Annotated in this window: 20 protein-coding genes; 16 read left to right on the top strand and 4 right to left on the bottom strand. The window is 63.2% G+C overall.

Translation table 11 applies throughout. The features are described from left to right. Positions 1-30: 30 nt before the first annotated feature. Entirely contained in the window at positions 31-1,497 is a 1,467-nt protein-coding gene (gene eccB / locus M1L53_RS16950) for a type VII secretion protein EccB (RefSeq protein ID WP_081377635.1), read from the top strand. Between the two features lie 14 nt (positions 1,498-1,511). Here the strand turns inward: eccB and mycP are convergent, their stop codons facing one another. Both mycP and eccD read right to left on the bottom strand, forming a co-directional pair. Further along, positions 1,512-2,924 (bottom strand): type VII secretion-associated serine protease mycosin, encoded by a 1,413-nt coding sequence (gene mycP, locus M1L53_RS16945; protein WP_054188120.1) that lies wholly within the window; start codon positions 2,922-2,924, stop codon positions 1,512-1,514. Between the two features lie 14 nt (positions 2,925-2,938). After that, positions 2,939-4,405: a type VII secretion integral membrane protein EccD gene (gene eccD / locus M1L53_RS16940; RefSeq protein ID WP_054188171.1), complete on the bottom strand. Its 1,467-nt coding sequence runs from the start codon at positions 4,403-4,405 to the stop codon at positions 2,939-2,941. A gap of 235 nt (positions 4,406-4,640) precedes the next feature. On the opposite strand from eccD, the gene eccCa reads away from it, so the two are divergent. The 10 genes from eccCa to M1L53_RS16890 all read left to right on the top strand — a co-directional run bounded on the left by eccCa (position 4,641) and on the right by M1L53_RS16890 (position 15,602). Beyond that, positions 4,641-8,645, top strand: coding sequence for a type VII secretion protein EccCa (eccCa, locus tag M1L53_RS16935; RefSeq protein ID WP_261949241.1), 4,005 nt, complete (start codon positions 4,641-4,643; stop codon positions 8,643-8,645). After that, complete coding sequence (locus M1L53_RS16930; RefSeq protein WP_054188173.1) at positions 8,642-10,144, top strand: type VII secretion-associated protein; 1,503 nt, start codon at positions 8,642-8,644, stop codon at positions 10,142-10,144. The genes eccCa and M1L53_RS16930 overlap by 4 nt, the downstream gene beginning before the upstream one ends. 184 nt (positions 10,145-10,328) lie before the next feature. Then, on the top strand, positions 10,329-10,634 hold the full coding sequence (locus M1L53_RS16925) for a WXG100 family type VII secretion target (protein WP_003940986.1): 306 nt from the start codon (positions 10,329-10,331) through the stop codon (positions 10,632-10,634). Between the two features lie 100 nt (positions 10,635-10,734). Continuing rightward, positions 10,735-11,028, top strand: coding sequence for a WXG100 family type VII secretion target (locus M1L53_RS16920; RefSeq protein WP_003940975.1), 294 nt, complete (start codon positions 10,735-10,737; stop codon positions 11,026-11,028). A 290-nt stretch (positions 11,029-11,318) separates the two neighbouring features. Further along, a complete protein-coding gene (gene rplM, locus M1L53_RS16915) occupies positions 11,319-11,762 on the top strand; it encodes a 50S ribosomal protein L13 (protein ID WP_003940842.1) in 444 nt (147 codons plus the stop codon). Further along, entirely contained in the window at positions 11,759-12,268 is a 510-nt protein-coding gene (gene rpsI / locus M1L53_RS16910) for a 30S ribosomal protein S9 (protein ID WP_007728596.1), read from the top strand. Before rplM ends, rpsI begins: the two co-directional genes overlap by 4 nt. Before the next feature lie 154 nt (positions 12,269-12,422). Continuing rightward, on the top strand, positions 12,423-13,760 hold the full coding sequence (gene glmM / locus M1L53_RS16905; RefSeq protein ID WP_007728598.1) for a phosphoglucosamine mutase: 1,338 nt from the start codon (positions 12,423-12,425) through the stop codon (positions 13,758-13,760). A 110-nt stretch (positions 13,761-13,870) separates the two neighbouring features. Then, positions 13,871-14,176, top strand: coding sequence for a hypothetical protein (locus M1L53_RS16900; RefSeq protein WP_042922483.1), 306 nt, complete (start codon positions 13,871-13,873; stop codon positions 14,174-14,176). Between the two features lie 80 nt (positions 14,177-14,256). Next, positions 14,257-15,321: a hypothetical protein gene (locus M1L53_RS16895; protein ID WP_232319067.1), complete on the top strand. Its 1,065-nt coding sequence runs from the start codon at positions 14,257-14,259 to the stop codon at positions 15,319-15,321. Next, complete coding sequence (locus M1L53_RS16890) at positions 15,318-15,602, top strand: hypothetical protein (RefSeq protein WP_042922488.1); 285 nt, start codon at positions 15,318-15,320, stop codon at positions 15,600-15,602. Before M1L53_RS16895 ends, M1L53_RS16890 begins: the two co-directional genes overlap by 4 nt. Here M1L53_RS16890 and M1L53_RS16885 read toward each other — a convergent pair. Continuing rightward, a complete protein-coding gene (locus M1L53_RS16885) occupies positions 15,563-16,402 on the bottom strand; it encodes a chlorophyllase/cutinase-like alpha/beta fold protein (RefSeq protein ID WP_003941000.1) in 840 nt (279 codons plus the stop codon). The two genes, M1L53_RS16890 and M1L53_RS16885, sit on opposite strands and share 40 nt — an antisense overlap. Positions 16,403-16,514: 112 nt before the next feature. On the opposite strand from M1L53_RS16885, the gene glmS reads away from it, so the two are divergent. Further along, entirely contained in the window at positions 16,515-18,377 is a 1,863-nt protein-coding gene (gene glmS / locus M1L53_RS16880) for a glutamine--fructose-6-phosphate transaminase (isomerizing) (protein WP_003940837.1), read from the top strand. 53 nt (positions 18,378-18,430) lie between these two features. On the opposite strand, the gene M1L53_RS16875 is transcribed toward glmS, so the two are convergent. After that, a complete protein-coding gene (locus M1L53_RS16875) occupies positions 18,431-18,802 on the bottom strand; it encodes a plastocyanin/azurin family copper-binding protein (protein WP_003940908.1) in 372 nt (123 codons plus the stop codon). 38 nt (positions 18,803-18,840) lie between these two features. Here M1L53_RS16875 and M1L53_RS16870 point away from each other — a divergent pair, with 38 nt between their 5' ends. Genes M1L53_RS16870 through tsaE form a run of 4 tightly spaced genes read left to right on the top strand, consistent with a single transcriptional unit; the run spans position 18,841 to position 23,062 of the window. Further along, complete coding sequence (locus M1L53_RS16870; protein WP_042922489.1) at positions 18,841-20,274, top strand: NAD(P)H-hydrate dehydratase; 1,434 nt, start codon at positions 18,841-18,843, stop codon at positions 20,272-20,274. A 55-nt stretch (positions 20,275-20,329) separates the two neighbouring features. After that, positions 20,330-21,532 (top strand): alanine racemase, encoded by a 1,203-nt coding sequence (gene alr / locus M1L53_RS16865; RefSeq protein ID WP_054188121.1) that lies wholly within the window; start codon positions 20,330-20,332, stop codon positions 21,530-21,532. After that, a complete protein-coding gene (locus M1L53_RS16860) occupies positions 21,529-22,581 on the top strand; it encodes an alpha/beta fold hydrolase (RefSeq protein ID WP_007728607.1) in 1,053 nt (350 codons plus the stop codon). The genes alr and M1L53_RS16860 overlap by 4 nt, the downstream gene beginning before the upstream one ends. After that, the gene (tsaE, locus tag M1L53_RS16855) at positions 22,571-23,062 is read left to right on the top strand and encodes a tRNA (adenosine(37)-N6)-threonylcarbamoyltransferase complex ATPase subunit type 1 TsaE (protein WP_003940673.1); all 492 of its coding nucleotides are present in this window, start codon (positions 22,571-22,573) and stop codon (positions 23,060-23,062) included. Before M1L53_RS16860 ends, tsaE begins: the two co-directional genes overlap by 11 nt. Positions 23,063-23,140: the final 78 nt, after the last annotated feature.

Below are 23,140 nucleotides of genomic sequence, written 5' to 3'. Positions count from 1 at the left end.
CTTCGCAAGGGGATGTAAGGCACGGGGGGAATGATGGCTGCGACACCTACCACGCGCTGGCAGGTCAACGGGTACCGATTCTTGGTCAGGCGGATGGAACATGCGCTGGTCAGACGAGACGTGCGGATGCTTCACGATCCGATGCGATCACAGTCGCGCGCGTTCACCGTCGGAATAGTCCTCGCTGCACTGGGATTGGCGGGTTGCGCTGTACTCGCTCTGTTTCGGCCACAGGACAGAATCGGCGATGCAGAGATCGTCGTTGCAAAGGAATCGGGCGCGATGTTCGTCGCCATGGAGGGTACGTTTCGCCCTGTGCTGAACTTGGCCTCCGCACGACTGATTCTGGGTTCGCCAGGAAAACCGGCAATAGTCAAGGCATCCGAGGTCGAGGCGAAACCCCGGGGCGCGCTCGTCGGCATTCCCGGCGCACCGTCCGCGCTGCCGGAATCGGCCGACCCTACCAACGCCGCGTGGACGGTGTGCGATTCCGTCGGATCCGACGGGAGAAAATCGTTGACGACTTCGGTCCTGGTCGGCTCGTCCAATGTCGGCGAAAACACGACATATCTGACGAATGACCGTGCATTCCTGGTGAAGTCGGGTTCCGATCACTTTCTCGTGTACGACGGGAAGCGAGCGGAAATCGATGTGGACGATCCGGCGATAATGCGGGCTTTGGGCCTGGAAGGAGCACAGGCGCGACCGATCAGTATCGGATTCCTCAATTCGATTCCCGAAGTTCCGCGCATCGAGGCTCCGCGAATCCGCCAACTGGGATCGGCGCCCCGGTTTCCTCTGCAGAACAAGACTGTCGGCTCCGTCGTCCAGGTTTCGGTGGGTGCGGACCCGCAGTACTACGTGGTACTCGAGAACGGGATCCAGAAGATCGGTGCGGCGCTCGCCCAACTGATCTACTTTTCGGATTCGCAGGGCGCCACCGGGATCGCGAGCGTCACCCCTGATGCCATCAGTCGTATTCCCTCGGTGAGTGAGCTGGCCGTCGACTTGTTGCCGCGGGTGGTTCCGGAGATCGTCGATGATCACGGCGCACCTGTCGGCTGTCTGGAATGGGCTCCCGCACCTGCAGTCGAGGGCGGCGAAAGTAGTTCTGCAACGCTGAAACTTGTCGCTGGATTGCAGGTTCCGATCCCGGAGGGTGGCAAGTTGGTGTCCTTGGCGCAGGCGGACGGATCGGGTGACAATCTCGACAACGTCCATGTCGAACAGGGATTCGGCGGATTTGTTCAAGCGACCGGAATCGAGACGAACAGCACCAGGCACGACGGAGTGTTCTACGTAGCCGATACCGGTGTGAAGTACGGCGTACCGGACGAAACCTCCGCTCGCGCGCTCGGATTGACGCGAACGCCTGATCGCGCGCCTTGGCAGATGCTCGACCTACTTGCATCAGGCCCCGCGCTCGAGAAGAGCAATGCACTGATAGCTCACGACGGAATCGCCCCCGATACAGCGCCGGCCGCTCCGGTGAACTGAACACTGCTGACGGTTCAGGGATCGATTTTCTGGCGTTCGGGAAGATGCCGACGAATTACTCGACGAAGAGGCATCGATGCCAACAGCGTCAGTAGGGCGAGGGTGCCGACCGTTCCGGCTCCGACGAGTGCCGTGTCGCGAGATCGGTTGTCGGGGGTCGGCGGCGTGGGTAGGGGATCGATCGACACCGACTGATGGTTGACCTTGACGCGTTCTCCTGGGGCCAATTCGCCCGTCACTGCCGCAAGTGGATCGATGACGCCGTGACCGACGTAGGGATTCCAACCCTGCGCCGGAGCGTGGGCGGTGGCTTCGATACGTTGCATGACCTGAAGCGCCGTCAGTTCCGGGTGAACCGACCGGACCAGTGCGGCGGTCGCCGCGACAAAGGGCGCAGCGAAACTGGTCCCGTTGAACGACTGTACGGCGCCGTCGGAGCCGTACACCCCGTTGGTCAGACCGGGCGACGTCGGGTGAAGTGAGGTGATTCCGGTGCCGGGCGCCGCCACGTCGACCCACGGACCGCCGAGGCTGAAGGAACTGGCGGCGCCATTGGGGTCTACCGACCCGACCGTGAGGACATAGTCGTCGTACCAAGCCGGACTGGCAATCGTCGCAACCGAGTTCCATGGATCGGCTAAGGGGTCGACGGGATCCGGCGGCGGATTCTGGTTCTTGCAACCTCCGGATCCGACGTTACCTGCAGCTGCGACGACTACGACGTTCTTCGCGATCGTGGCGTATTCGATTGCAGCGCCGAGTCGTTGGTCGCTGATCCCGTCCCCGGCAGGCGTGCAGGCGACTTCGGAGATGTTGATGACGCTTGCACCCATGTCCGCAGCGTGACGGACGGCCGATGCCATGGTGTCGACGTTTCCGTACCCGGATGAGTTCTCGGCTACAGCAGGGTCTTCGCGTTGGCCGGCCACCGAGAAGGCGGCACTGGACTGCCTGATCGAAATTATCTGTGCGTCAGGCGCAGCTCCGGAGAATCCGGAACCCTCGACTTGCTGGGCGGCGATGAGACCGGCCACGACAGTTCCGTGTGCGTCACAATCGTCGGTGCCGTCGGAGGTACCGACGTAATCACCGCCGCCGTCGAGCGATGGCAGCCGGGGATGTCTGCTGACACCGGTGTCGATGACAGCAATTCGCTGTCCCGCCCCTCTGGTGATCGGCCACACAGAATCGAATCCCAGATCTCGTTGAGAACGTGGAATGTCCGCACCGTCACCACCTGCCACGGCTGGGACGCACAGGGTTCGTTGTTCGGTGGGTTGTGGAGGTGCAGGCGGACCGTCCTCGGGCAGCATTGCAGGATCGATGGGGGAGGGAACCGCGCTCGATGCGCCACCTGCCCCGGCGAGAACGCTGAAGGCAACGATCACGAGACTGGCGCAGATGTTTGTTGCACGTCGAATCACCATCGATCACCGATCGCTCAGAGGCCACGCATGAGCGCGAAGAGGCCACTGACCCAGCAGATCAGCGGAACGATTGCTGCAATCGCAGCGAGGTCCAACAGCTCGGCAGCGCGTCGCATCACGGGGCTGAATGTGTTCTGGGGGGCAAGGATTCCCAGAACCAGTGCCAGGAGGAGAACGGTCATCGTGATGGCGAAGACGACCAATGCATGGTCGCGATGGGTCCATGCCATGTCGCCCAGGAGAACGAGAATCACCGAGATGCCTGCCGCGATGAGTGGCACAGCCTGCTGTGCGCCCGCGTAGGTGCGCCCGCGAAACATCAGCACGACGGCCGTCGCGAATGCGAGAGCAAGATTCGGCCAGACGATCCCCTGACCAGGCCAGGACCACGCGAGTGCGACGGCAGCGACGAGCGCGACCACTGACGTGGCCACGATCAGCCCAGTCAGATAGCTACGCGCCCGCCCTGCCCTTTCCGCCAACTCGGTCAGCCCGGGTAGTTCGGGTTCGGGCAGTCCGTCGCGGTCGTCGTCGAGGGGATTACTCGGCGTCGGAACAGGGGGAAGCGGTAGTCGCGCGAACAACATCGACAGTCGAGCGGTGAACGTGAGAACGATCAATGCGGCGGCAATCACCGCGCCGCTGACGGTCGCGGTGCGCGCCTCGGGAAGCGTGGTAGTGACGGCAAAGGTGCCCACCGCCGCGAGAAGGACGACGAGAAGTGCTGTGAAGACAGCTAATCCGGTGCCGCACAAGCGGAAGCAGATCAGAGTTACCGCAGCGGCAGATGCCGAACCGAGAAGCAGATGAGCCGAAAGAACAGTGCCGGGCACGCAGAGTGCGCCGGAGACGAACGCCAGTGGCACCGAAGCGCATCCGAGCGTGACGGAACTTCCAGAGTCTCCGTACACCCGCGCTGCCACGACGGCGGCGACGGTGAGCACCAAAGACGTCACTCCGCCGCAGACGGCGCCGATCAGTCCCGTGTCGCCGAGGACCAGGGCGAGGGCCGCGACGAGCGCAGCGACGAGGGCGGCGGTCGAGCCGACAATGCGCGCGGTGACCGGAGTCCAGCGTCGGTAGACGTCCGCATCCGTGGCCGCGACGGTGTACATGATGTCGTCGAAGAGTGGGGGCGGGGCAGCGGCGTCCGAGGCCTCGAGTACGAGCAATTCTCCATCGCGGATTCCGTGCTCGTGCAGCGACAGCGTCGGTGCCAGCGGTGCCCTGCCGACTTTCGACAGAGTCCAGTCGACGGGCTCGAATTGTTCGGTGGTGTGGTCGAACTCGTTGAAATTGCTGTGGTTGACAATTGTGTCCACAATACCCGGAATGACCACGGTGAGTGGAACACGAAGCGGCACCGCAAGATCCACCTGCGAATGGGCTGAAAGTACCGTCAACCTGCACAGTTCGGCAGAATGACTCGCGCCTCGTCCGTTTCCGGTGTTCGCAGCGCTGGTTGTAGTGGTGCTGGTCAAGATCTGTCCCCTCCCATGACGCGATTCCCCCTTCGCGTCACCCCAGTTCACCCGAACAATACGACATGAAGTGCGCGCCTGTATCGGAGACAGCGCCGACAACAGGTGGCACCGACCCGAGTGTCGGTGTTGTGATCTACTCTCTTGCAATTGCGCGAGTACGCCTTGGGGGGCCGGCGGTAGTCGGACGAGGCGCCTGGCGGCAACAGCTGCAGCACCGATGGGGGTGGGTGAATTGAGCACTGTCAGATTTGCGCGTCGAGCACGCCGTGAATCGCCGCGCACACCGGGCGGCGAGGTGACGCTTCAGCCCCCACCGGAGATACCTCGCGTCACGCCGGGAAACCTACTGACCAAACTACTTCCGGTGATCATGGTGGTTGCCATGATCGGCATGGTGGCGCTGATGTTCTCTTCCGGCATGGCGCGCAATCCGATGTCCCTGCTGTTTCCGGTCATGATGATGGTGTCGATGCTCGGAATGCTCGCCGGGGGCGGTCGTAGCGGTGGAGCAAGAGCGTCCGAGGCGAACGAGGACCGCAAGGACTACCTCCGGTACCTGGATCAGATGCGTAGTGATGTTGCTGCGACGACTGGTGCGCAGCGTGCTGCTCTCGAGTGGAGCAATCCCGAGCCGTCGCTGCTCTGGACACTGGCCGGGACTGTGCGGATGTGGGAGCGTCAGATCACCGACTCGGACTACTGCCACGTTCGGGTAGGTCTGGGTACACAGCGATTGGCCACCAGACTCGTGTCTCCGGAGACCGGGCCGGTCGAGGATCTCGAACCCGTCGCTGCTGTCTCACTTCGGCGATTCGTCCGTGCACATTCGGTTGTGCAGGACCTGCCGACCGCCGTCTCGCTTCGCGGGTTTGCTGCGATGTCCATCGAGGGGCAGAGAGATTCCGCTCGCGCGCTTGTCCGCTCGATGTTGATGCAACTGTGCACATTCCACGGTCCGGACACGGTCCAAGTTGCGGTGGTGTGCGGTCCCGATACCGAATCCGAGTGGGAGTGGGTCAAGTGGCTCCCACACGTGCAACACCCGCAGTCTCAGGACGGCACCGGCACTGCACGCATGGTGTTCGGTTCGTATCTCGAATTCGAAAGTTCCCTCGGGGAACCGCTTTCGATGCGTGCTCGATTCGCTCGCAACACTCCAGCCAGTGCGGGCGTTCCGCATCTCGTGCTGGTCGTGGACGGTGGCTTGCTCGAAGGTGACACCGGCCTGTTGTCCGAATCCGGGCTCGACTCGGTGACCGTCCTCGACCTGTGCGGGTTCTGCCCGCGGCTGGTGGCGACGCGTGGTTTGCGACTGGTCGTCGGTAGCGATCAGATCGGCGCGGTGAGCAGCGCAGGAGTTGAGAACTTTGCGAGGCCCGACGCTGCGACGACGAGCCTGGCGCAGGCGTTCGGCCGTCGCATCGCACCGTTCCGTGCGGCATCGCAGAATGCCGTCGACGCAGCTGACGACGACCGATCCCTTCGGACGTGGAGCCAGATGTTGGGGATAGGAAACGTTGCGAGGTTCAATCCTGAGCATGGCTGGCTTCCACGTCAGGGGCGCGACCGACTCCGTGTGCCGATCGGTGTCGGACAAGACGGAAACCCCGTCGAACTGGATCTGAAGGAGTCGGCCGAGAACGGTATGGGTCCGCACGGGCTGTGTATCGGAGCCACCGGTTCTGGCAAGTCGGAGTTCCTGCGAACCTTGGTGCTCGGCCTGATCGCGACCCACTCTCCCGACGCACTGAACCTCGTCCTGATCGACTTCAAAGGTGGTGCAACCTTTCTCGGCCTCGAGGAGGCGCCGCACGTTGCTGCGATCATCACCAACCTTGCCGAGGAATTGGCGATGGTCGATCGTATGAAGGACGCGCTCGCCGGCGAAATGAATCGTCGACAAGAACTGTTGCGTGCGGCAGGAAACTTCGCAAACGTGTCCGATTACGAGAGGGCGAGGCTGGCCGGCGCTGCACTAGATCCCTTGCCGGCACTTTTCGTGGTTGTCGACGAGTTTTCCGAACTGCTCAGTCAGCAGCCGGAATTTGCCGAATTGTTCGTGGCCATCGGGCGATTGGGCAGGTCACTTCACATTCACCTGCTGCTGGCCAGTCAGCGACTCGACGAAGGAAAGCTTCGGGGTCTCGACAGCCATCTTTCGTATCGCGTCGGGTTGAAAACGTTCTCGGCGAACGAGTCTCGTTCCGTCCTCGGCGTTCCCGATGCTTATCACCTTCCGGGTACACCCGGTGCGGGATACCTGAAGTCCGATTCTGCTGAGATCGTTCGCTTCCAAGGTGCTTACGTGTCAGGCCCGTACGAGGGCGAGCGGATCGTGCCCACTCGATTCTCGGTCGATTCCCCCGTCGAACTGGCGCCGCTGCCGTTTACCGCGAAGCCCGTGATCGGACCAGAGGCCGTTGTCGTTCCCGTCGAGCCCGACGTCGTCGACATGGGTGAAATCGGTGACGATGCACGTACTCTCATGGGAGTCCTCGTAGACCGCATGCGCGGTCACGGTCCACGTGCGCATGAAGTGTGGCTCCCGCCGCTCGAGTCATCTCCGACGCTTGACCAGTTGTTGCCGCGGTGGGCGACCGGTGATCAACCTCGCGGAAATCTGAGCGCACCCTTCGGCATAGTCGACAGGCCGTTCGATCAGCGCCGCGATCTACTCGTCGCCGATCTCAACGGATCGACTGGCAACCTCGCGATTGTCGGCGGCCCGCAGTCGGGAAAGTCGACGGCGTTGCGCACGTTGATCTTGTCTCTGAGCATGACGCACACGCCGGAACAGATTCAGTTCTACTGCTTCGACTTCGGCGGTGGAACGCTCCTCGGATTGAAAGATCTGCCGCACGTCGGATCGGTGGCAAACCGCTTGGATTCCGACCGCGTCCGGCGCACAGTTGCCGAGGTACTCGGTGTGGTCGCCAAACGGGAGCGACTGTTTCGTGACCTCGGCATCGAATCGATGGCCGATTTCCGTAGATTGCGAACAGCTGATCCCGCCGGGGAAGGTGAGGCTGCGGGACTCCGAGAGGACCCGTACGGTGACGTCTTCCTCGTCGTCGACGGTTGGCCAAGCGTTCGTTCGGATTTCGAATCACTCGAGCCCCAGATCAACATGCTCGCCGGTCAAGGTTTGTCCTTCGGTGTACACGTGATCGTCACGACGTCGAGGTGGGCCGAGATCCGGCCGGCACTCAAGGATCAACTGGGTACTCGCATCGAACTTCGTTTGGGTGATCCGGGAGATTCGGATGCGGGTCGCCGGAAAGCCGGCCTGGTGCCGGAAGGTCGACCGGGTCGTGGCATCACTCGCGACGGACTCCACTTTCTCACCGGACTACCTCGAATCGGCGGCCTACCGGGTAGTGAGAACTCGAGTACGGCTGTGGTGGCGACGGTCGAACGTATTGCAGCCATGTCGAATTCGCGTCCGGCACCCACCGTGCGGATGCTCCCGGATTCCTACTCGCGGGCAGAACTTCTCGAAGCTGTCGGGACCCGGTGGCCCTCACCGAGTGCGGCCGACGGTCGGTGCCTCACCGTGCCGATCGGGCTCGGTGAGACCGACCTCGCCCCGGTGTACATGGACTTCCGGGAACACCCGCACCTGTTGATATTCGGCGACACCGCGTGTGGGAAGACATCTCTCCTGCGTGGAATAGCCGAAGGGATCATCGCGTCGAACACACCGGCCCAGGCCAAGCTGATCATCGGTGACTATCGGCATTCCCTGCTGGGCGTGGTCGAAGGGAATCACCTCGGTGGGTACTCGGCGTCGTCGACGACCTTCGGTGAGTTGATGGTCGACTTGGCTCGGATCGTCGCTGCCAGAATGCCGAACGCCGAAACAACGCAGCAGCAATTGCGGGAACGGTCGTGGTGGAGTGGGCCGGAGATTTACGTACTGATCGACGACTACGACCTTGTGGCCACACCGAGTGGAAATCCGGTGGCGCCGTTGCTCGAATACATTCCGCACTCCAAGGACATCGGTTTGCACCTGGTTATTGCCCGCCGTTCCGGTGGTGCGGCCAGAGCACTGTACGAGCCGGTCATTGCGAGAATTCGCGACATGGCGCCGGCCGGATTGATCATGAGCGGAAGCCGTGACGAGGGAAATCTCGTCGGCACTGTCCGCGCGTCGGCGATGCCGGAAGGCCGTGGGGTTTACGTTTCCCGCTCGCAAACCCAACTTGTCCAAGTTCCGTGGATGCCACCGCTGTGACCGCTCCGTCCGCAGTGTCGGTCTCGTTACATTGGGGTGCATCGAATATCTGGGTCGTATCGGGTCAACGCGAATTCTGTTGCAGTGCAGACCTCAGACGCGAACCGGCGTCGGGCCCCGGTGCGGCCGGCGAGAATGCGATCGATTACATCGACGACGATTATGTCGACGTGGATGGTCGGGTTGTCCCGACTGTCTTGGAGGTGGCCAGGCTGATCTCCAGTGCGATGGACGGGTGCGGAATCGTCGACGCAGACATTCTTCATCTCAGTCATCCCTCGGATTGGGGTGCCCCACGCAGGCGGCGATTGCTCGATGCCGCACGTCGAGTGGCGCACGACGTCGTACTCGTTCCGACGTCGATCGCGGCGGCGAGGTCGGCTCATACGGCTTGGCGATCGCGGTGTGTCGTCCTCGAACTGCGAGGCGGAACGGTGGTCGCTTCTGTTGTCGCTGAGGTCGACGGTGAACTCCGAATCGACGGAACACAAAGTTCGGAGATCGCAGACGTTGCGGGGTTGTTTTCCGCAATCGGGGATCTATCGGTTCGGGACGCTGTGGTGTTGGTCGGGCCGAGCTCTCATGCTGTTGCGGCTTCGCTCGAACGGGGGTCGACGAATGTTCACGGCCACGCGAGCATCCGAATTCTGGACGAGAGCCGGGTGGCTGCGTCTCTGGTGGATCCTCAGACGCTCGTTCGCCAGACAACCGCGCGGGACAGTTCGGGACGAATCGTCGACAATTCGGCTTTCGGCGCCGGGTGGGTAGGCGATACGGATGGCGCGAAGTCGATTCCTTCCTTGGACTCGAATGCCTCTTCGCCGCGTCGCGTCGGCGGGCGGCGCGGAGGCCGTCGATGGTTCGCGGCGGCGCTTGCGGTGGTCGCCGTCGCCGGTGCGGTCGCAGGAACGGTGGTGGTGTCCACTCGCGATCGAAACGATTCTCGGTTGACGGGGTCGGTCGCAGCCACGGCGGAAGACGAAGTAGAGATCGTGGAGGCGTCGAAGGATCAGGAAACGCCTGCGCCGAAGACTTCGATCTCGTCGATCGAGTCCGGTGCCACGCCGGAACTCACGCGTGTGGACGTGGGAAGCGTTGCGGCAGAGGTACCTTCCGATTGGAAGCTTCTGTCGCGAGGGACCTCGAGCGGGCGTACCGATTTGGTACCCGGTTCCGGCGCGGATCGCAAGATCGTGGTCATCGAGAAACGTCTTGCGGAAGGTGTGGGATTCGATTCCGTCGAAGCCGTTTTGCGTCAGCAGTTTTCGACGTTCGAGGACCCATTGCGGTTCGCAGAGTTTTCTGTGCTCGACGATGCCGCAGGAAAACAGGCAGTGGTGTACGTCGAGTTTCCGGACGATTTCTCCGAGGTGCGTTGGCACGTGTACGTCGACAACGGACGGCAAGTGAGTATCGGCTGCCAGTATCTGGTCGGTGAGTGGGGCAGTCTCGAAGCGGACTGCCTGCGGATGTGGCAGTCGGTCGAATTCACACCGTGACCGGATCGGTCGGTTCTGAAAATATTCTTCGGTCGGGCCGGAACCGTTGGCACGAAGGTCGCGTCAAAGTATGTGTAGCGCACATCAGGGAGTTCCGCTCGACCCCGGTGCACATCCGACGGACAAAGCCCGTTGTGTGTGATCGCCGATACCGAACGGTACTCACCGAATCCAGGGGGACGACATGGGCTTTACCGCAACTACCGCTGAATTGATCGATTCGGCGGGGACCATCGACGGACATCTCGGTGACATCAGGGGGCTGGTCAACGCTGTTCGGTCGGAGGCCGACGCTTCGCACAATTCGTGGAACGGTGCGGCGCAGGTCGAATACGCAGGAATCATGGAGCGATACAACAGCGCGGCCCTGAAGTTGGACACAGCTCTGACCGACATCTGCGAGCAGATCAAACAGGCCGCGGGAACCTTCGACTCGACCGAAGACGACAACGTCAGCTCGCTTCGCGGCGCGACGGTGAACATGTCCTGACCGCCAGCTCTTCATCGTCCGATCAAGCAATCCTCAGCCAGTAGTTCTCGCAAGTTAGTTCTCACAATTTCTCTCCAGTCACACCGAACCGGGAGCAGTTATGTCCGACAGGATCAAGTACGACTTCGGCGGCCTCGCAATGCTGTCCGATCAGATGAAACAGCAGGCCAAAGCGATCAACGACAAACAGGGCGACATCAAGGTTGTCGTGGACAAGCTGCAAGCAGGCTGGGAAGGGGCAGGTTCCGAAGCGTGGAACGACGCACAGCGTCGCTGGGCTCAGGCTTCCGAAGAACTGAACATGGTTCTCGCGCAGATCGCCGGAGCGACGGCGAGCGGCTCGGAGAAGATGCAGGAAGCTGATCGGATCGCGGCAAACGGGTTCGGTCGCTGACAACATCCCATGCCGTGATGACACCCCGCCTGCCCCGGTACCGTCAGGTTGCCGGGGCAGGCGCATGTCGATCGCTCGCATCGCTGTGCTGGACGATGATGCTGTTGGCAGGAATGGCTGCGCTTTGACCTGGCAGCGGGTAGACCGGTATCGTCTATCGGTGGCGTGCCGTAGGGCTCCGGCAGAAATGCGTGGAGACCGGCGGTTCTCGGGTCTCAACTGGCCGCCGAGGATCGTTTACGCGATACGCACATGGTCAGCAGTGGAATGAATTAAGACGAGGAAGATCTGTGTCTACGTACACCCCGAAGGCCGGAGATGTGACCCACACGTGGCACGTCATCGACGCCACTGACGTGGTGCTCGGCCGTCTTGCCGTTCAGGCAGCGAACTTGCTGCGTGGCAAGCACAAGCCCACCTACGCGCCGCACATCGACGGTGGTGACTTCGTTGTCATCATCAACGCAGAGAAGGTTGCCATCAGCGGCAACAAGCTGCAGGGCAAGAACGTTTACCACCACTCCGGATTCCCGGGTGGCCTGAAGTCCCGCACTGTCGGTGAGGTCCTCGACAGGACTCCCGATCGTCTCGTCGAGAAGGCCATTGTCGGCATGCTCCCCAAGACGAAGCTCGGCCGCGCAATGAGCAGCAAGCTCAAGGTTTACGCGGGCCCGAATCACCCCCACACCGCGCAGCAGCCGGTGCCGTTCGAGATCAAGCAGGTCGCACAGTGACATCGCCGGAAGAGCAGAACGTGTCCGAAGAGAACATCGAAGCAGTGGAAGAGCTTGTCTCTGACGCAGTCGAGGTCGTCGAAGAGGTTGCTGCAGCTACGCTCGCACCGATCGTCCTCGATCGCCCGGTCCAGACCGTCGGTCGCCGCAAGGAGGCTGTCGTTCGCGTCCGGATGGCTCCCGGTACCGGTCAGTTCAAGCTCAACGGTCGTACGTTGGAGGACTACTTCCCCAACAAGGTTCACCAGCAGCTGATCAAGGCTCCGCTGGTGCTCGTCGAGCGTCCCGAGTCTTTCGACATCATTGCACTGCTGCACGGTGGCGGCCCGTCCGGTCAGGCAGGCGCACTGCGTCTGGCTATCGCGCGCGCACTCATCGAGGTAACCCCTGATGATCGTCCGGCCCTCAAGCGTGCAGGCTTCCTGACGCGTGACGCCCGCGCGGTCGAGCGTAAGAAGTACGGCCTGAAGAAGGCCCGTAAGGCATCGCAGTACTCCAAGCGCTGATGCTTTGCCGAGGTTGACCCGACGGGTCTGCTTCGGCACCTGTTCACCACAAGAGCGGGCGTCCATCGTTACCGGACGCTCGCTCTTGTGTTTCTCGGAGAAATTCCCTTCTCGAGTTCCCTTCTCGAGGTTCACAGGATTCAGGAGTCGTTCTATGGGTCGGTTGTTCGGTACTGACGGTGTTCGTGGACTTGCCAATTCGGATCTGACTGCAGATCTTGCATTGAGATTGGCAGTTGCCGCGGCGAGCGTACTGACAGCCGATACCGCGGACGAACGTCCGACCGCCGTGATCGGCCGCGATCCTCGCGCCAGCGGTGAGATGCTTCAAGCCGCGGTGACCGCAGGATTGAGTTCCGCGGGTGTCGACGTGCTCGACGTGGGTGTTCTTCCGACTCCGGCAGTTGCATACTTGACGGCAAAGCTCGACGCCAGTCTCGGTGTCATGATCTCTGCATCGCATAATCCCATGCCGGACAACGGAATCAAGATTTTCGCAGCCGGTGGACACAAGCTCGATGATGCTGTCGAGGTGGCGATCGAGGATGCACTCGACGGCACTGCACCGCCCGTCCTACCGACAGGTGCCGGGATCGGCCGCGTCCGTACGGTCGACGACGCCGCTCAGCTGTACCTTGCGCATCTGGCGAGCGCGGCGAGCGAGCCACTCGCTGGACTCACCGTTGTGGTCGACTGCGCCAACGGCGCTGCTTCCGCGCTCGCACCGGTTGCCTACGCGGCAGCTGGCGCTCGCGTCATCGCGATCAGCGCCGATCCCGACGGCCTCAACATCAACGACGGCTGCGGATCGACGCACCTGGAGAATCTTCAGAAAGCCGTAGTCGATCACGGGGCGGACCTAGGCCTCGCGCACGACGGCGACGCCGACCGTTGCCTGGCCGTCGACGAGACCGGAGCGGTGGTCGACGGTGACGCGATCATGGCAGTTCTGGCGATCGCGATGAACGACGCCGGCGAGTTGGTCGAGAACACTCTCGTCGCGACTGTCATGAGCAATCTCGGTTTGCACATCGCGATGCGCGAGGCCGGTATCAACATCGTGACTGCTGCCGTAGGCGACCGCTACGTCTTGGAGGAACTGCGCGCGGGCGGATACAGCCTCGGCGGCGAGCAGTCAGGCCATGTCGTGTTGCCGGCGTTCGGCACCACGGGCGATGGGATTCTCACCGGCCTCCGGCTGCTCGGACGCATGGCTCGCACGGGTAAGTCGGCATCCGCACTGGCCGCAACGATGACAACCCTCCCGCAGGTTCTGATCAACGTGAAGGTCGGGGACAAGGCGACAGTCGCAGCATCGCCGTCGGTACTCGCAGCAGTCGCGGACGCAGAGCGCGTCCTCGGTGACGGTGGTCGCGTGCTCCTGCGCCCGTCCGGGACAGAGCAACTGGTCCGCGTCATGGTCGAGGCCACCGAACTTCCGCTCGCGCAGAAGCTGGCCGACGAGTTGGCCGAGATCGTCGGTTCGGTTTAGCCCCTCATTACGCGTTCGCGTTTTGAGGGAACGTAATTGCGCCCTGCTGCGTCCAAGGAGTCAAAGGCCGCTCGACGTGCGAGTGGTTCCGCTGAAACTTGGGGGCGCTCGTGGATGTCGACCGCGCTGGAACAGATGAATTGGCACGCCAAGCGGTGTCGGTGGCCCAGGCTCTGCGCGATTCTGCGGACCCGATCAGGCGTCTGCGATTCAGCGGTGCCGTTTCGGGCCGTGATTACGCCGAGCATGGAGCCGCGTTGGCATCGGCATTGGCGGTCCTGAATTCTCGCTTGACTGGCCGTGCCGATCTTCTCGATACGTTGGCGCCTCGGCTTTCCTCTTCGGCTGAGGTGATCGCTGAGGTGGACGGTCAGGGTGCGCAGCGATTGCGAGACTCCAGCGGGTCGGTCTCATGAGACCGACGAGCGGTACCGCACAGGCAGTACCAAACAGCTACTATTGCGTCGAAGATATTCTTGCACTGCGTGATTCACGCGTGCGTCCTGACGAAATCCTGGATGCTGGTGCGAGGGGACTGCAGTTCTTCGATCGATTTCACAACCTGGCCTCTCGGTTGGGCTTCGAAGAACGGATGCTTTCGTCCTACGAGGATGCGTATCGCGCAGAGGCTGGTATCGATTTCGAGGCACTAATGCGAGATGCGTCGGACATGGCCGCAGCGGTGGACGGTTCGGTCGCCGAGATCGCGATGCTGACGACCCTGGCGGAGAATCTTCCTGCAGTGTGGAATGTTTCCGGCGTGGGTGCGGTCGTAGATCAGGCCTTCGCGGCGCGGCGTGAAGCTCGGTCCGATGCGGATTCGGCGCCACTGTTGATCACGCTGGCCGACGAGTTCGCGCGGACGGTTCGAACGGCTTTGGCAGACAAGGCTTTCAAGGTGGCAAGCCTCGACCGGGCGACGATCGGCGGTCTGGGTGCGGGGGAGATCGACCAGCTGACTCACGTCGCTTCCACCGGTCGTGGTGCGGCGCCATGGCTGGACACGGTTTTTCGTTCGGCGTATCTCGATACTCGCGATGAATTCGACAGGGCGTGTGCGGAGTGCGCGAGCGCGGTTGGTCATGCTTTTGACGCCGCGACCCAGTGGGTGACAGACGCGTTCACGTCAACCTTTCCGATCGCCGAGCCGAGTGCATCCGGTGTCGCCGCCGCTCCTGTCTCTTTCTCGATCGGCGGCAACACTTGGGGCTTCTCGATTGCGTCCGACGGTCGTGGGGTGAGTCTGGATGTTGCAGGTGCTGACGGGAACTCTGTGTCGGCCACCCTGGAGTTGAGCGAAAATGGTTGGCCGAGAATAGTGCTCGATGCCGATCCGGAGATGTCGCTGCACGAGGCGCGCCCGCAAGAAGCGTCCCAGCCTGCGACACTCCAGCCCGAAACTCCCGACCCTGAGATTCGCGAGCACGAGGTGCCGGTCGAAACCACCGCCGAAGTCTCGCCCGCGCCGGACCCGGAGCCGCCTTCCACAGTCCCCGACGAGTCGATCGTGGCTCCCGACGGAGAGACGGGCGCTGAGTTGGCCGGAGCTGGTCCGCTGTGAAGTCCGTTCACGCGCCGTTCGAAGCGATCCGTCGAACCCTCGACTCTCAACTCGACGACTTCCGTGAGCGCAGAGTGGCCGCAGCGAGCGCGGAATCGCGCCAGGAGCCGCCGTCCGAAACGACATCCGCCGAGAATGACACGGATGGGACCGTGAGAGCCGGCCCGTATCTGCGATCCGCGTCAGAGCCGACGCCGACGCCGCCGTGCTCGCCGCCGGAGTCGGTGGCGAGTACGGACTCCTACTTACGCAACAGCTGGCTGGCCCGCGCGTCGGAGTGAGGTTCGACCGGCAGCAACGGCGCCGTGTGCGGAATCTCGACGTCGGGATCAGCAAAATCCTTGTACTTCTTGTCGCCGGTCAGATGGAACAACAGGAAGCCCGTGAGCAGGCACCGTGTGGCGGCCTGTGTCTTGCGCTCGGATCCACCGAGGCCCAGGGCGCCGAGGAGTCGGCGGCCTTCGATCAGTCCGGCGTCTTGGGCGTCGTTCACGGTACGTGCGATGACAGGACCGCCCCACTCCACGCTCAGCGGCCGGGCATTGCTGGTCAAGGAATCGACGTCGTCTTCGCCGGCGAGGATCAATCCGGGCGCTGTGATCTTCGACGCGTAGTTCTCCGCCTTGGGTGCTGTCGGGGCCGGGAACAGTGCGGCTACCGCACCGACATCCCCGCGCTGCGCTGCGGCCAGTACCGCCGCGCCTGCGCCCATGCCGTGACCGGCAAAGGCGACCCGATCGGGTTGGACGCTGATCTGGCCGGGGCCGAGTCGCACGCCGACGCAGATGTCGAGCGTCGCTCGAAGATCTGCAGCCAATCCGAGATGTGACGGGACCGGACCGCGTTCGCTGTCGGGCGCCGCTGCGACAATTCCCCAGGAAGCGAGGTGCTGGAGTGTCTGCTCGTACTTGTGGGACCCGACCATCCACCCGTGCGCGAAGGCAACGGCGGGGAGATTGAAACCGGTTTCCGGCGTGTACACGACACCCGGCTGTCCGGCCAGGGCGAGGTTGCCGCGGAGAACTCGGTGCGGGCCGCGCTTGGACAGCTCACGGGTCAGTGTCTTCAGTTTCGGTGCCACGGTTGAAGACGTTATCCGATGAGCCGCCTCGTGTATGCGGAGCGGACGCCGCAACCAGGTGCGGGAACCGCAAAATGCGCCCACCGCCGATGTCCAAGTACCCTGAGTCACCATGTGCGGAATCGTGGGATACGTCGGCCACCGCCCAGCTCTGGGCGTTGTGGTGGAGGCTTTGCGACGAATGGAGTATCGCGGGTACGACTCGTCGGGAATCGCGATTCTCGACGGAACCGGTGGGGTCGAGATCGAGCGTAAGGCCGGTAAGTTGGCCAACCTCGAGGCGGAGCTCGGCGAGTACGGTGCGGATCACTTCGTCGGTACGTCCGGTATGGGCCATACCCGTTGGGCGACGCATGGGCGTCCGACGGACCGCAATGCGCACCCGCATCGTGATGCCTCGGGCAAGCTGGCTGTCGTTCACAACGGAATCATCGAGAATTTTGCCCCGCTGCGTGCGGAGCTCGAGGCTGCAGGCGTCGAACTGCAGAGCGACACGGATTCCGAGGTCGCGGTTCACCTCGTCGCCCGGGCGTACGCCCAGGGGCCGACGGCAGGTGATTTCATCGAGAGTGCGCTGTCGGTGGTTCGTCGGTTGGAAGGTGCGTTCACGCTCGTCTTCACGCACGCTGATCATGCGGACACGATTGTCGCCGCGCGCCGCTCGACACCGCTCGTAGTCGGTGTCGGTGAGGGCGAGATGTTCCTCGGCTCCGACGTCGCTGCATTCATCGAGCACACACGCGATGCGGTTGAACTCGGACAGGATCAGGCAGTGGTGATCACTGCCGACAGCTACCGGATCTCCGACTTCGCGGGTAACGAGGCAGAAGGACGCCCGTTCCGCATCGACTGGGATCTCGCGGCCGCCGAAAAGGGTGGTCACGATTACTTCATGCTCAAGGAGATCGAAGAGCAGCCGACCGCTGTCGCCGACACGCTCCTCGGCCACTTCGAGAACGGGAAGATCGTCCTCGACGAGCAGCGGTTGTCCGATCAGGAACTGCGCGACGTCGACAAGGTGTTCGTTGTCGCTTGCGGTAGCGCTTACCACTCCGGTCTGTTGGCGAAGTACGCGATCGAGCATTGGACGCGTCTACCTGTCGAGGTCGAACTCGCCAGCGAATTCCGTTACCGCGACCCGGTTCTCGATCGCTCGACGCTTGTTGTCGCAATCTCGCAGTCGGGGGAAACGGCCGATACGCTCGAGGCTGTCAAGCATGCCAAGGACCAGAAGGCACGCGTCCTGGCGATCTGCAACACCAACGGTGCACAGATCCCGCGTGAAGCCGACGCAGTCCTCTACACCCGGGCAGGACCGGAAATCGCGGTCGCGTCCACCAAGGCGTTCCTGGCGCAGGTGACCGCGAACTACCTCGTCGGTTTGGCTTTGGCGCAGGCTCGCGGAACCAAGTATCCGGACGAGGTCGCCCGCGAGTACGCCGACCTCGAAGCGATGCCCGCATTGGTCAGCAAGGTACTCGAGACGGCAGAACCGGTGCGCGCGTTGGCGCGCCAGTTCGCGCACGCGTCGACCGTGCTGTTCCTGGGGCGTCACGTCGGCTACCCGGTGGCGCTCGAGGGTGCGCTCAAGCTCAAGGAACTCGCGTACATGCACGCCGAGGGCTTTGCCGCCGGTGAGCTCAAGCACGGCCCGATCGCCTTGATCGAGGAGGACCTTCCGGTCATCATCGTCATGCCGTCGCCGCAGGGCCGCGCTGTCCTGCACTCGAAGTTGGTGTCCAACATTCAGGAGATCAAGGCGCGCGGGGCGACGACTATCGTCATCGCTGAGGAAGGCGACACCGTCGCCGCGGCGCACGCGGATCACCTGATCGAGATTCCGGCGTCACCGACTCTGCTGCAGCCGTTGCTGTCCACGGTTCCGTTGCAGATCTTTGCGGCCGAGGTTGCCGCGGCGCGTGGCTACGACGTCGACAAGCCGCGTAACCTGGCGAAATCGGTTACGGTCGAGTAGCTTTCGCTAGAAAATCGGGCCCCGCAGTCGCAAGACTGTGGGGCCCGAGCGCGTTACGGCGTCTCGACGACGACGGTTCCGCGCATCTCGGGATGCGGTGTGCAGGTGTAGTCGTAGGTTCCGGGTTCGGTGAACGTGTAGGTGTAGGTTCCCGATTTCTTGAGCGGACTGCGGAGTTTGCCCTTGGCGTCCCCGAGGCCGTTGACGTCGTGGGCCATTCCGTTGTCGTCGAACACCCACGTGACCGTCTCGCCGACATTCACGGTGATGGACGCGGGGGAGTACGCCATCCCGGAGATGGTCACCACGGGTCCGCTGGCCGTCGTTTCCGGAGCCGGTGGTGTGGAGTCGGTGCCGGAACTGCACCCGACCAGACCGAGAGCGAGCACGAGACCCGCGATTGCCGGGCGAAGACGTGATTTCATGGTTTCGAGGGTAGCGACGGCAACTGAAGGGTTCCGACATGCGTGGGTACTACACAGCCGATCAGGTGCGAGCAGCTGAGGCGCCGCTGCTCGACAAGCTGCCCGACGGGGTGCTGATGCGTCGAGCGGCGTACGGTCTTGCGCGAGTAGTCGCGGACGAATTGCGTTCCCGTACAGGGTCGGTCGCGCATCGGTCGGTGACGCTGCTGGTCGGTACGGGCGACAACGGCGGTGATGCCCTGTGGGCCGGTGCGTTGCTCCGCAAACGAGGTGTGAGCGTGCGGGCCGTGTTGCTCGATCCGGCGCGCGCTCATCGGGCGGGCCTCGATGCTCTCTTGAAGGCCGGCGGCCGAGTCGCCGCCGAAGTCGGGTCGCCGGATCTGGTGATCGACGGCATCGTCGGGATTTCCGGGCACGGCGGTCTACGGCCTGACGCGGCCGATCTCGTCGGCCAGGTGGATGCACCGATCGTGGCGGTCGATCTTCCGAGCGGCGTCGACGCGAACACCGGCGCAGTGGACGGCCCGTCGGTGACCGCTGATGTGACGGTCACATTCGGTGCGCTCAAGCCGGTACACGTACTCGCGGCTCCGCTGTGTGGTCGTGTCGAACTCGTGGACATCGGATTGAGCGTCGGCGAACCCGAATTCGGTTCGCTCGATCCGGCGGAGGTCGGTGCGCTGTGGCCGGTGCCCGGTCCGGAGGACGACAAGTATTCGCAGGGTGTGGTGGGCATCGTTGCGGGAAGTGAGCAGTATCCCGGCGCGGGCGTGCTCTGTACCGGTGCCGCGGTGACCGCGACCGCCGGCCTGGTCCGCTACGCCGGGCACGGCGCCACCGAGGTGCTCGCCCGGTTCCCGGAGGTGATTGCGAGTGAGACCTTCCAAGCCGCCGGGCGAGTTCAGGCGTGGGTGGTCGGCCCCGGTATGGGTACCGACGACGACGCCGCGCGACTTCTGGCGTCGGTGCTGGCTACTGATGTACCCGTTGTTGTCGATGCGGACGGACTTACCCTCCTCGCTCAGCGTCCCGAACTTGTCGCAGCCCGGACCGCGCCGACACTGTTGACGCCCCACGCCGGCGAGTTCGCTCGATTCACAACTCTTGGCGACGACAGGATCGCGGCCACGCGTGCTCTTGCCGCACGCCTCGGAGTCACGGTCCTGTTGAAGGGCCATACGACGGTGATCTCGGATCCCGGCGGTGAGGTGCTGGTCAACGACGCCGGCGGCTCCTGGGCATCGACGGCAGGCTCGGGTGACATCCTCTCCGGTGTGATCGGTGCGTTGCTGGCGTCGGGTCTGAGCCCTCTCGAAGCCGGGGCCGTCGGGGCGCGGGCTCACGCGTTGGCTGCGAACATCGCCGCTGCCGGCGGTCAGAGGGATGTCGCCGGAGCACCGATTTCGGCTTCACCCCTGCTGGGAGGTCTGCGGGAATCGGTGCGTGTGCTTCGCTCTTTTGCCCTCGATTGAGGGTGTTCAAACCCGAACACGTGTCCGATTCTGCGTGGGTGGCAGGATTGTCGCCATGACGCTTGCCCAGGGAAGAGCACCGAAGGAGCCTGCGGAGGGGAAGGCGAGCCGACTCGACGACGCAGTAGGGCCGCAGACGGAGGCAGTCGTCGATCTGGACGCGATCGCGCACAACGTGCGTGTTCTGCGTGAATTTGCCGGGGATGCAGCGTTGATGGCGGTCATCAAGGCGGACGGATACAACCACGGCGCAGTTGCGGTGGCGCGGACGGCGCTCTCGGCGGGAGCCCGGGAACTCGGCGTCACCACCATCGCGGAGGCACTGGTCCTTCGCGAGGCAGGCATCACCGCTCCCGTCCTTGCCTGGCTGCACGGCGTCGACGCCGATTTCGCCTCGGCGATCCGATCGGACGTCGAGATCGGCGTGTCCTCCCCGCGACACCTGGCCGCTGTCGTCGACGCGGCACGGGTTCTGGGACAACAGGCGACGGTGACGCTCAAGGTGGACACCGGTCTCAATCGCAACGGCGTATCGAGAACCGAGTGGCCGCAGATGCTCGACGACCTCGCCACTGCCCGGGACGAGGGCACGATCAGGCTGCGCGGAGTGTTCTCTCACCTCGCACACTCGGACGAACCGCATCACGACGTCATCGACATGCAGAAGCAGCGTTTGATCGACTCGGTTGCCGACGTCCGCGCTCGCGGATTCGACCCCGAAGTCGTTCATCTTTCCAACTCCGCTGCTACAGTCACCCGTCCTGACCTGCGGTTTGACATGGTTCGGCCGGGAATCGCGATATATGGATTGTCTCCGGTGCCCGAACTCGGAGATTTCGGTTTACGACCGGCGATGACGCTGCGAGCGAAGGTGATTCTGGTGAAGAAGGTAGCCGCCGGAGAGGGCGTCTCCTACGGGCATCAGTGGGTCGCACCGTACGACACCACTCTTGCGCTGCTTCCCGTCGGCTACGCCGACGGTTTGTCTCGTTCACTGAGTGGCAAGTTCGAAGTGCAGTTGGGCGGTAAGCGTCGCCAGGCTGTCGGGCGAATCTGCATGGACCAGGTATTGGTGGACCTGGGTCCGGACGGTGACGGAGTTCGCGAAGGCGACACCGCGATCTTCTTCGGCAACGGCGATCACGGCGAACCCAACGCGCAGGCCTGGGCCGACGTACTCGACACCATTCACTACGAGGTCGTGACCGGGATACGTGGACGCACTGTGCGTACGTACATCGGGGGAGAGACGTCATGAAGACTGCAGGAAAGATGAGCATTCTCGGTGGCCTGCTCAGCGCCGCGGCGCTCGGCTCGATGGCCGGCGTGAACGCATTCAAGACCGCGACGCGTCCGGGCCGGGAAATCTACGCGGACGAGGACTTCGACCTCATGACGCGCGACCGCAAGAGCACGGTGCGCACCGAGGACGGTGTCGAGCTGGCAGTTCGCGAAGTGGGACCGGACGACGCTCCGCTGACAGTCGTTTTCGTGCACGGATACTGCCTGAGTGCGCTGTCCTGGCATTTCCAGCGCCGCCAGCTCGAAGAGCGATGGGGCAACAAGGTTCGCATGGTGTTCTACGACCAGCGCGGACACGGAGACTCGGGCATGCCGCGTTCGAAGAGTTGTACGGTTTCTCAGCTCGGCCGCGACCTCGCGACCGTCGTCGAGGCCAAGGTACCCAAGGGACCGATAGTTCTCGTCGGTCACTCGATGGGCGGCATGACGGTACTCGCGCTCGCCGGTCAGCGACCCGAATGGTTCGAGGGCCGAGTCATCGGCGTGGGGCTGGTCGCGACGACGGCGGCAGGCCTGGCCGAGACCGGCCTGACCCGCAATCTGCAGAATCCGATCATCGACGGATTCCGGTTGGCAGTGCGCACCTCACCAGGAGTAGTTCAGCATGCCCGGGGCGCTGCGCGAGTATTGATCACGCCGATCCTGCGTGCGGCCTCGTACGGCACCGATGTCAGCCCACGGCTGCATGAACTCTCGGACGGCATGCTCGACCGCACCTCGGTTGTGACCATCGTCAATTTCCTGCGGACGTTGGAACTGCACGACGAGTCCGCTTCTCTCGAGGTCCTCGCGCACACACCGGCAGTCGTGATCTGCGGCGATCAAGACATGATGATTCCGTTCATCAGCTCCAAGCGTCTCGCTGCCGATCTCCCCGAATCCGAACTCGTGCGAGTTCACGGGGCCGGCCATCTGGTGCAGCTCGAGTTCCCGGCGATCGTGACGGACGCAATCGACAAGTTGGTGCAGCGAGCGCAGGTAGAAGAGCGGTCCGATGTCGGCTGAGAACTCCACGGGACTTCCCGTGTCCGGACAGATCACGTTGGAAACGGCCGAGGATACCGAGGCTTTCGGCCGACGCTTGGCGGCGGGACTTGTTGCCGGCGACCTGGTGGTGCTGGACGGTCCACTCGGGGCAGGCAAGACCGCGTTGACGCGCGGAATCGGCGCCGGGCTCGGGGTGCAGGGCCGGGTGACGTCCCCGACGTTCGTCATCGCTCGTGAGCATCGTCCGGGCACCCGCCCCGGCGGCGGAGTTCCCGTCGGCATGATCCACGTCGACGCATACCGGCTGGGAGACAGCGGACCGCATGCGCTCGACGAACTCGATGCCCTCGACCTCGACACCGACCTCACCGATGCAGTGGTGGTGGTCGAATGGGGTGGTGACGTCGTGGAAAGGCTCGTCGAACGGCACCTGCGAGTGCAGCTTCATCGGGAACCCGAATCGGATGTGCGGACTGCGAGTTGGTCCTGGACGTCGTGAAAGGGAGTTTGGTGTCACAGACGTCGTGAAACGGCGTTTCGTGTCACAGACGTCGTGACCCTCCCGGGCCGGAAGTAG

Origin of the sequence: Rhodococcus sp. T9N, from assembly GCF_024436645.1 — a bacterium.
GTDB classification, from domain to species: Bacteria; Actinomycetota; Actinomycetes; order Mycobacteriales; family Mycobacteriaceae; genus Rhodococcus_F; species Rhodococcus_F qingshengii.
This window is presented reverse-complemented; position numbering and strand designations above follow the sequence as displayed.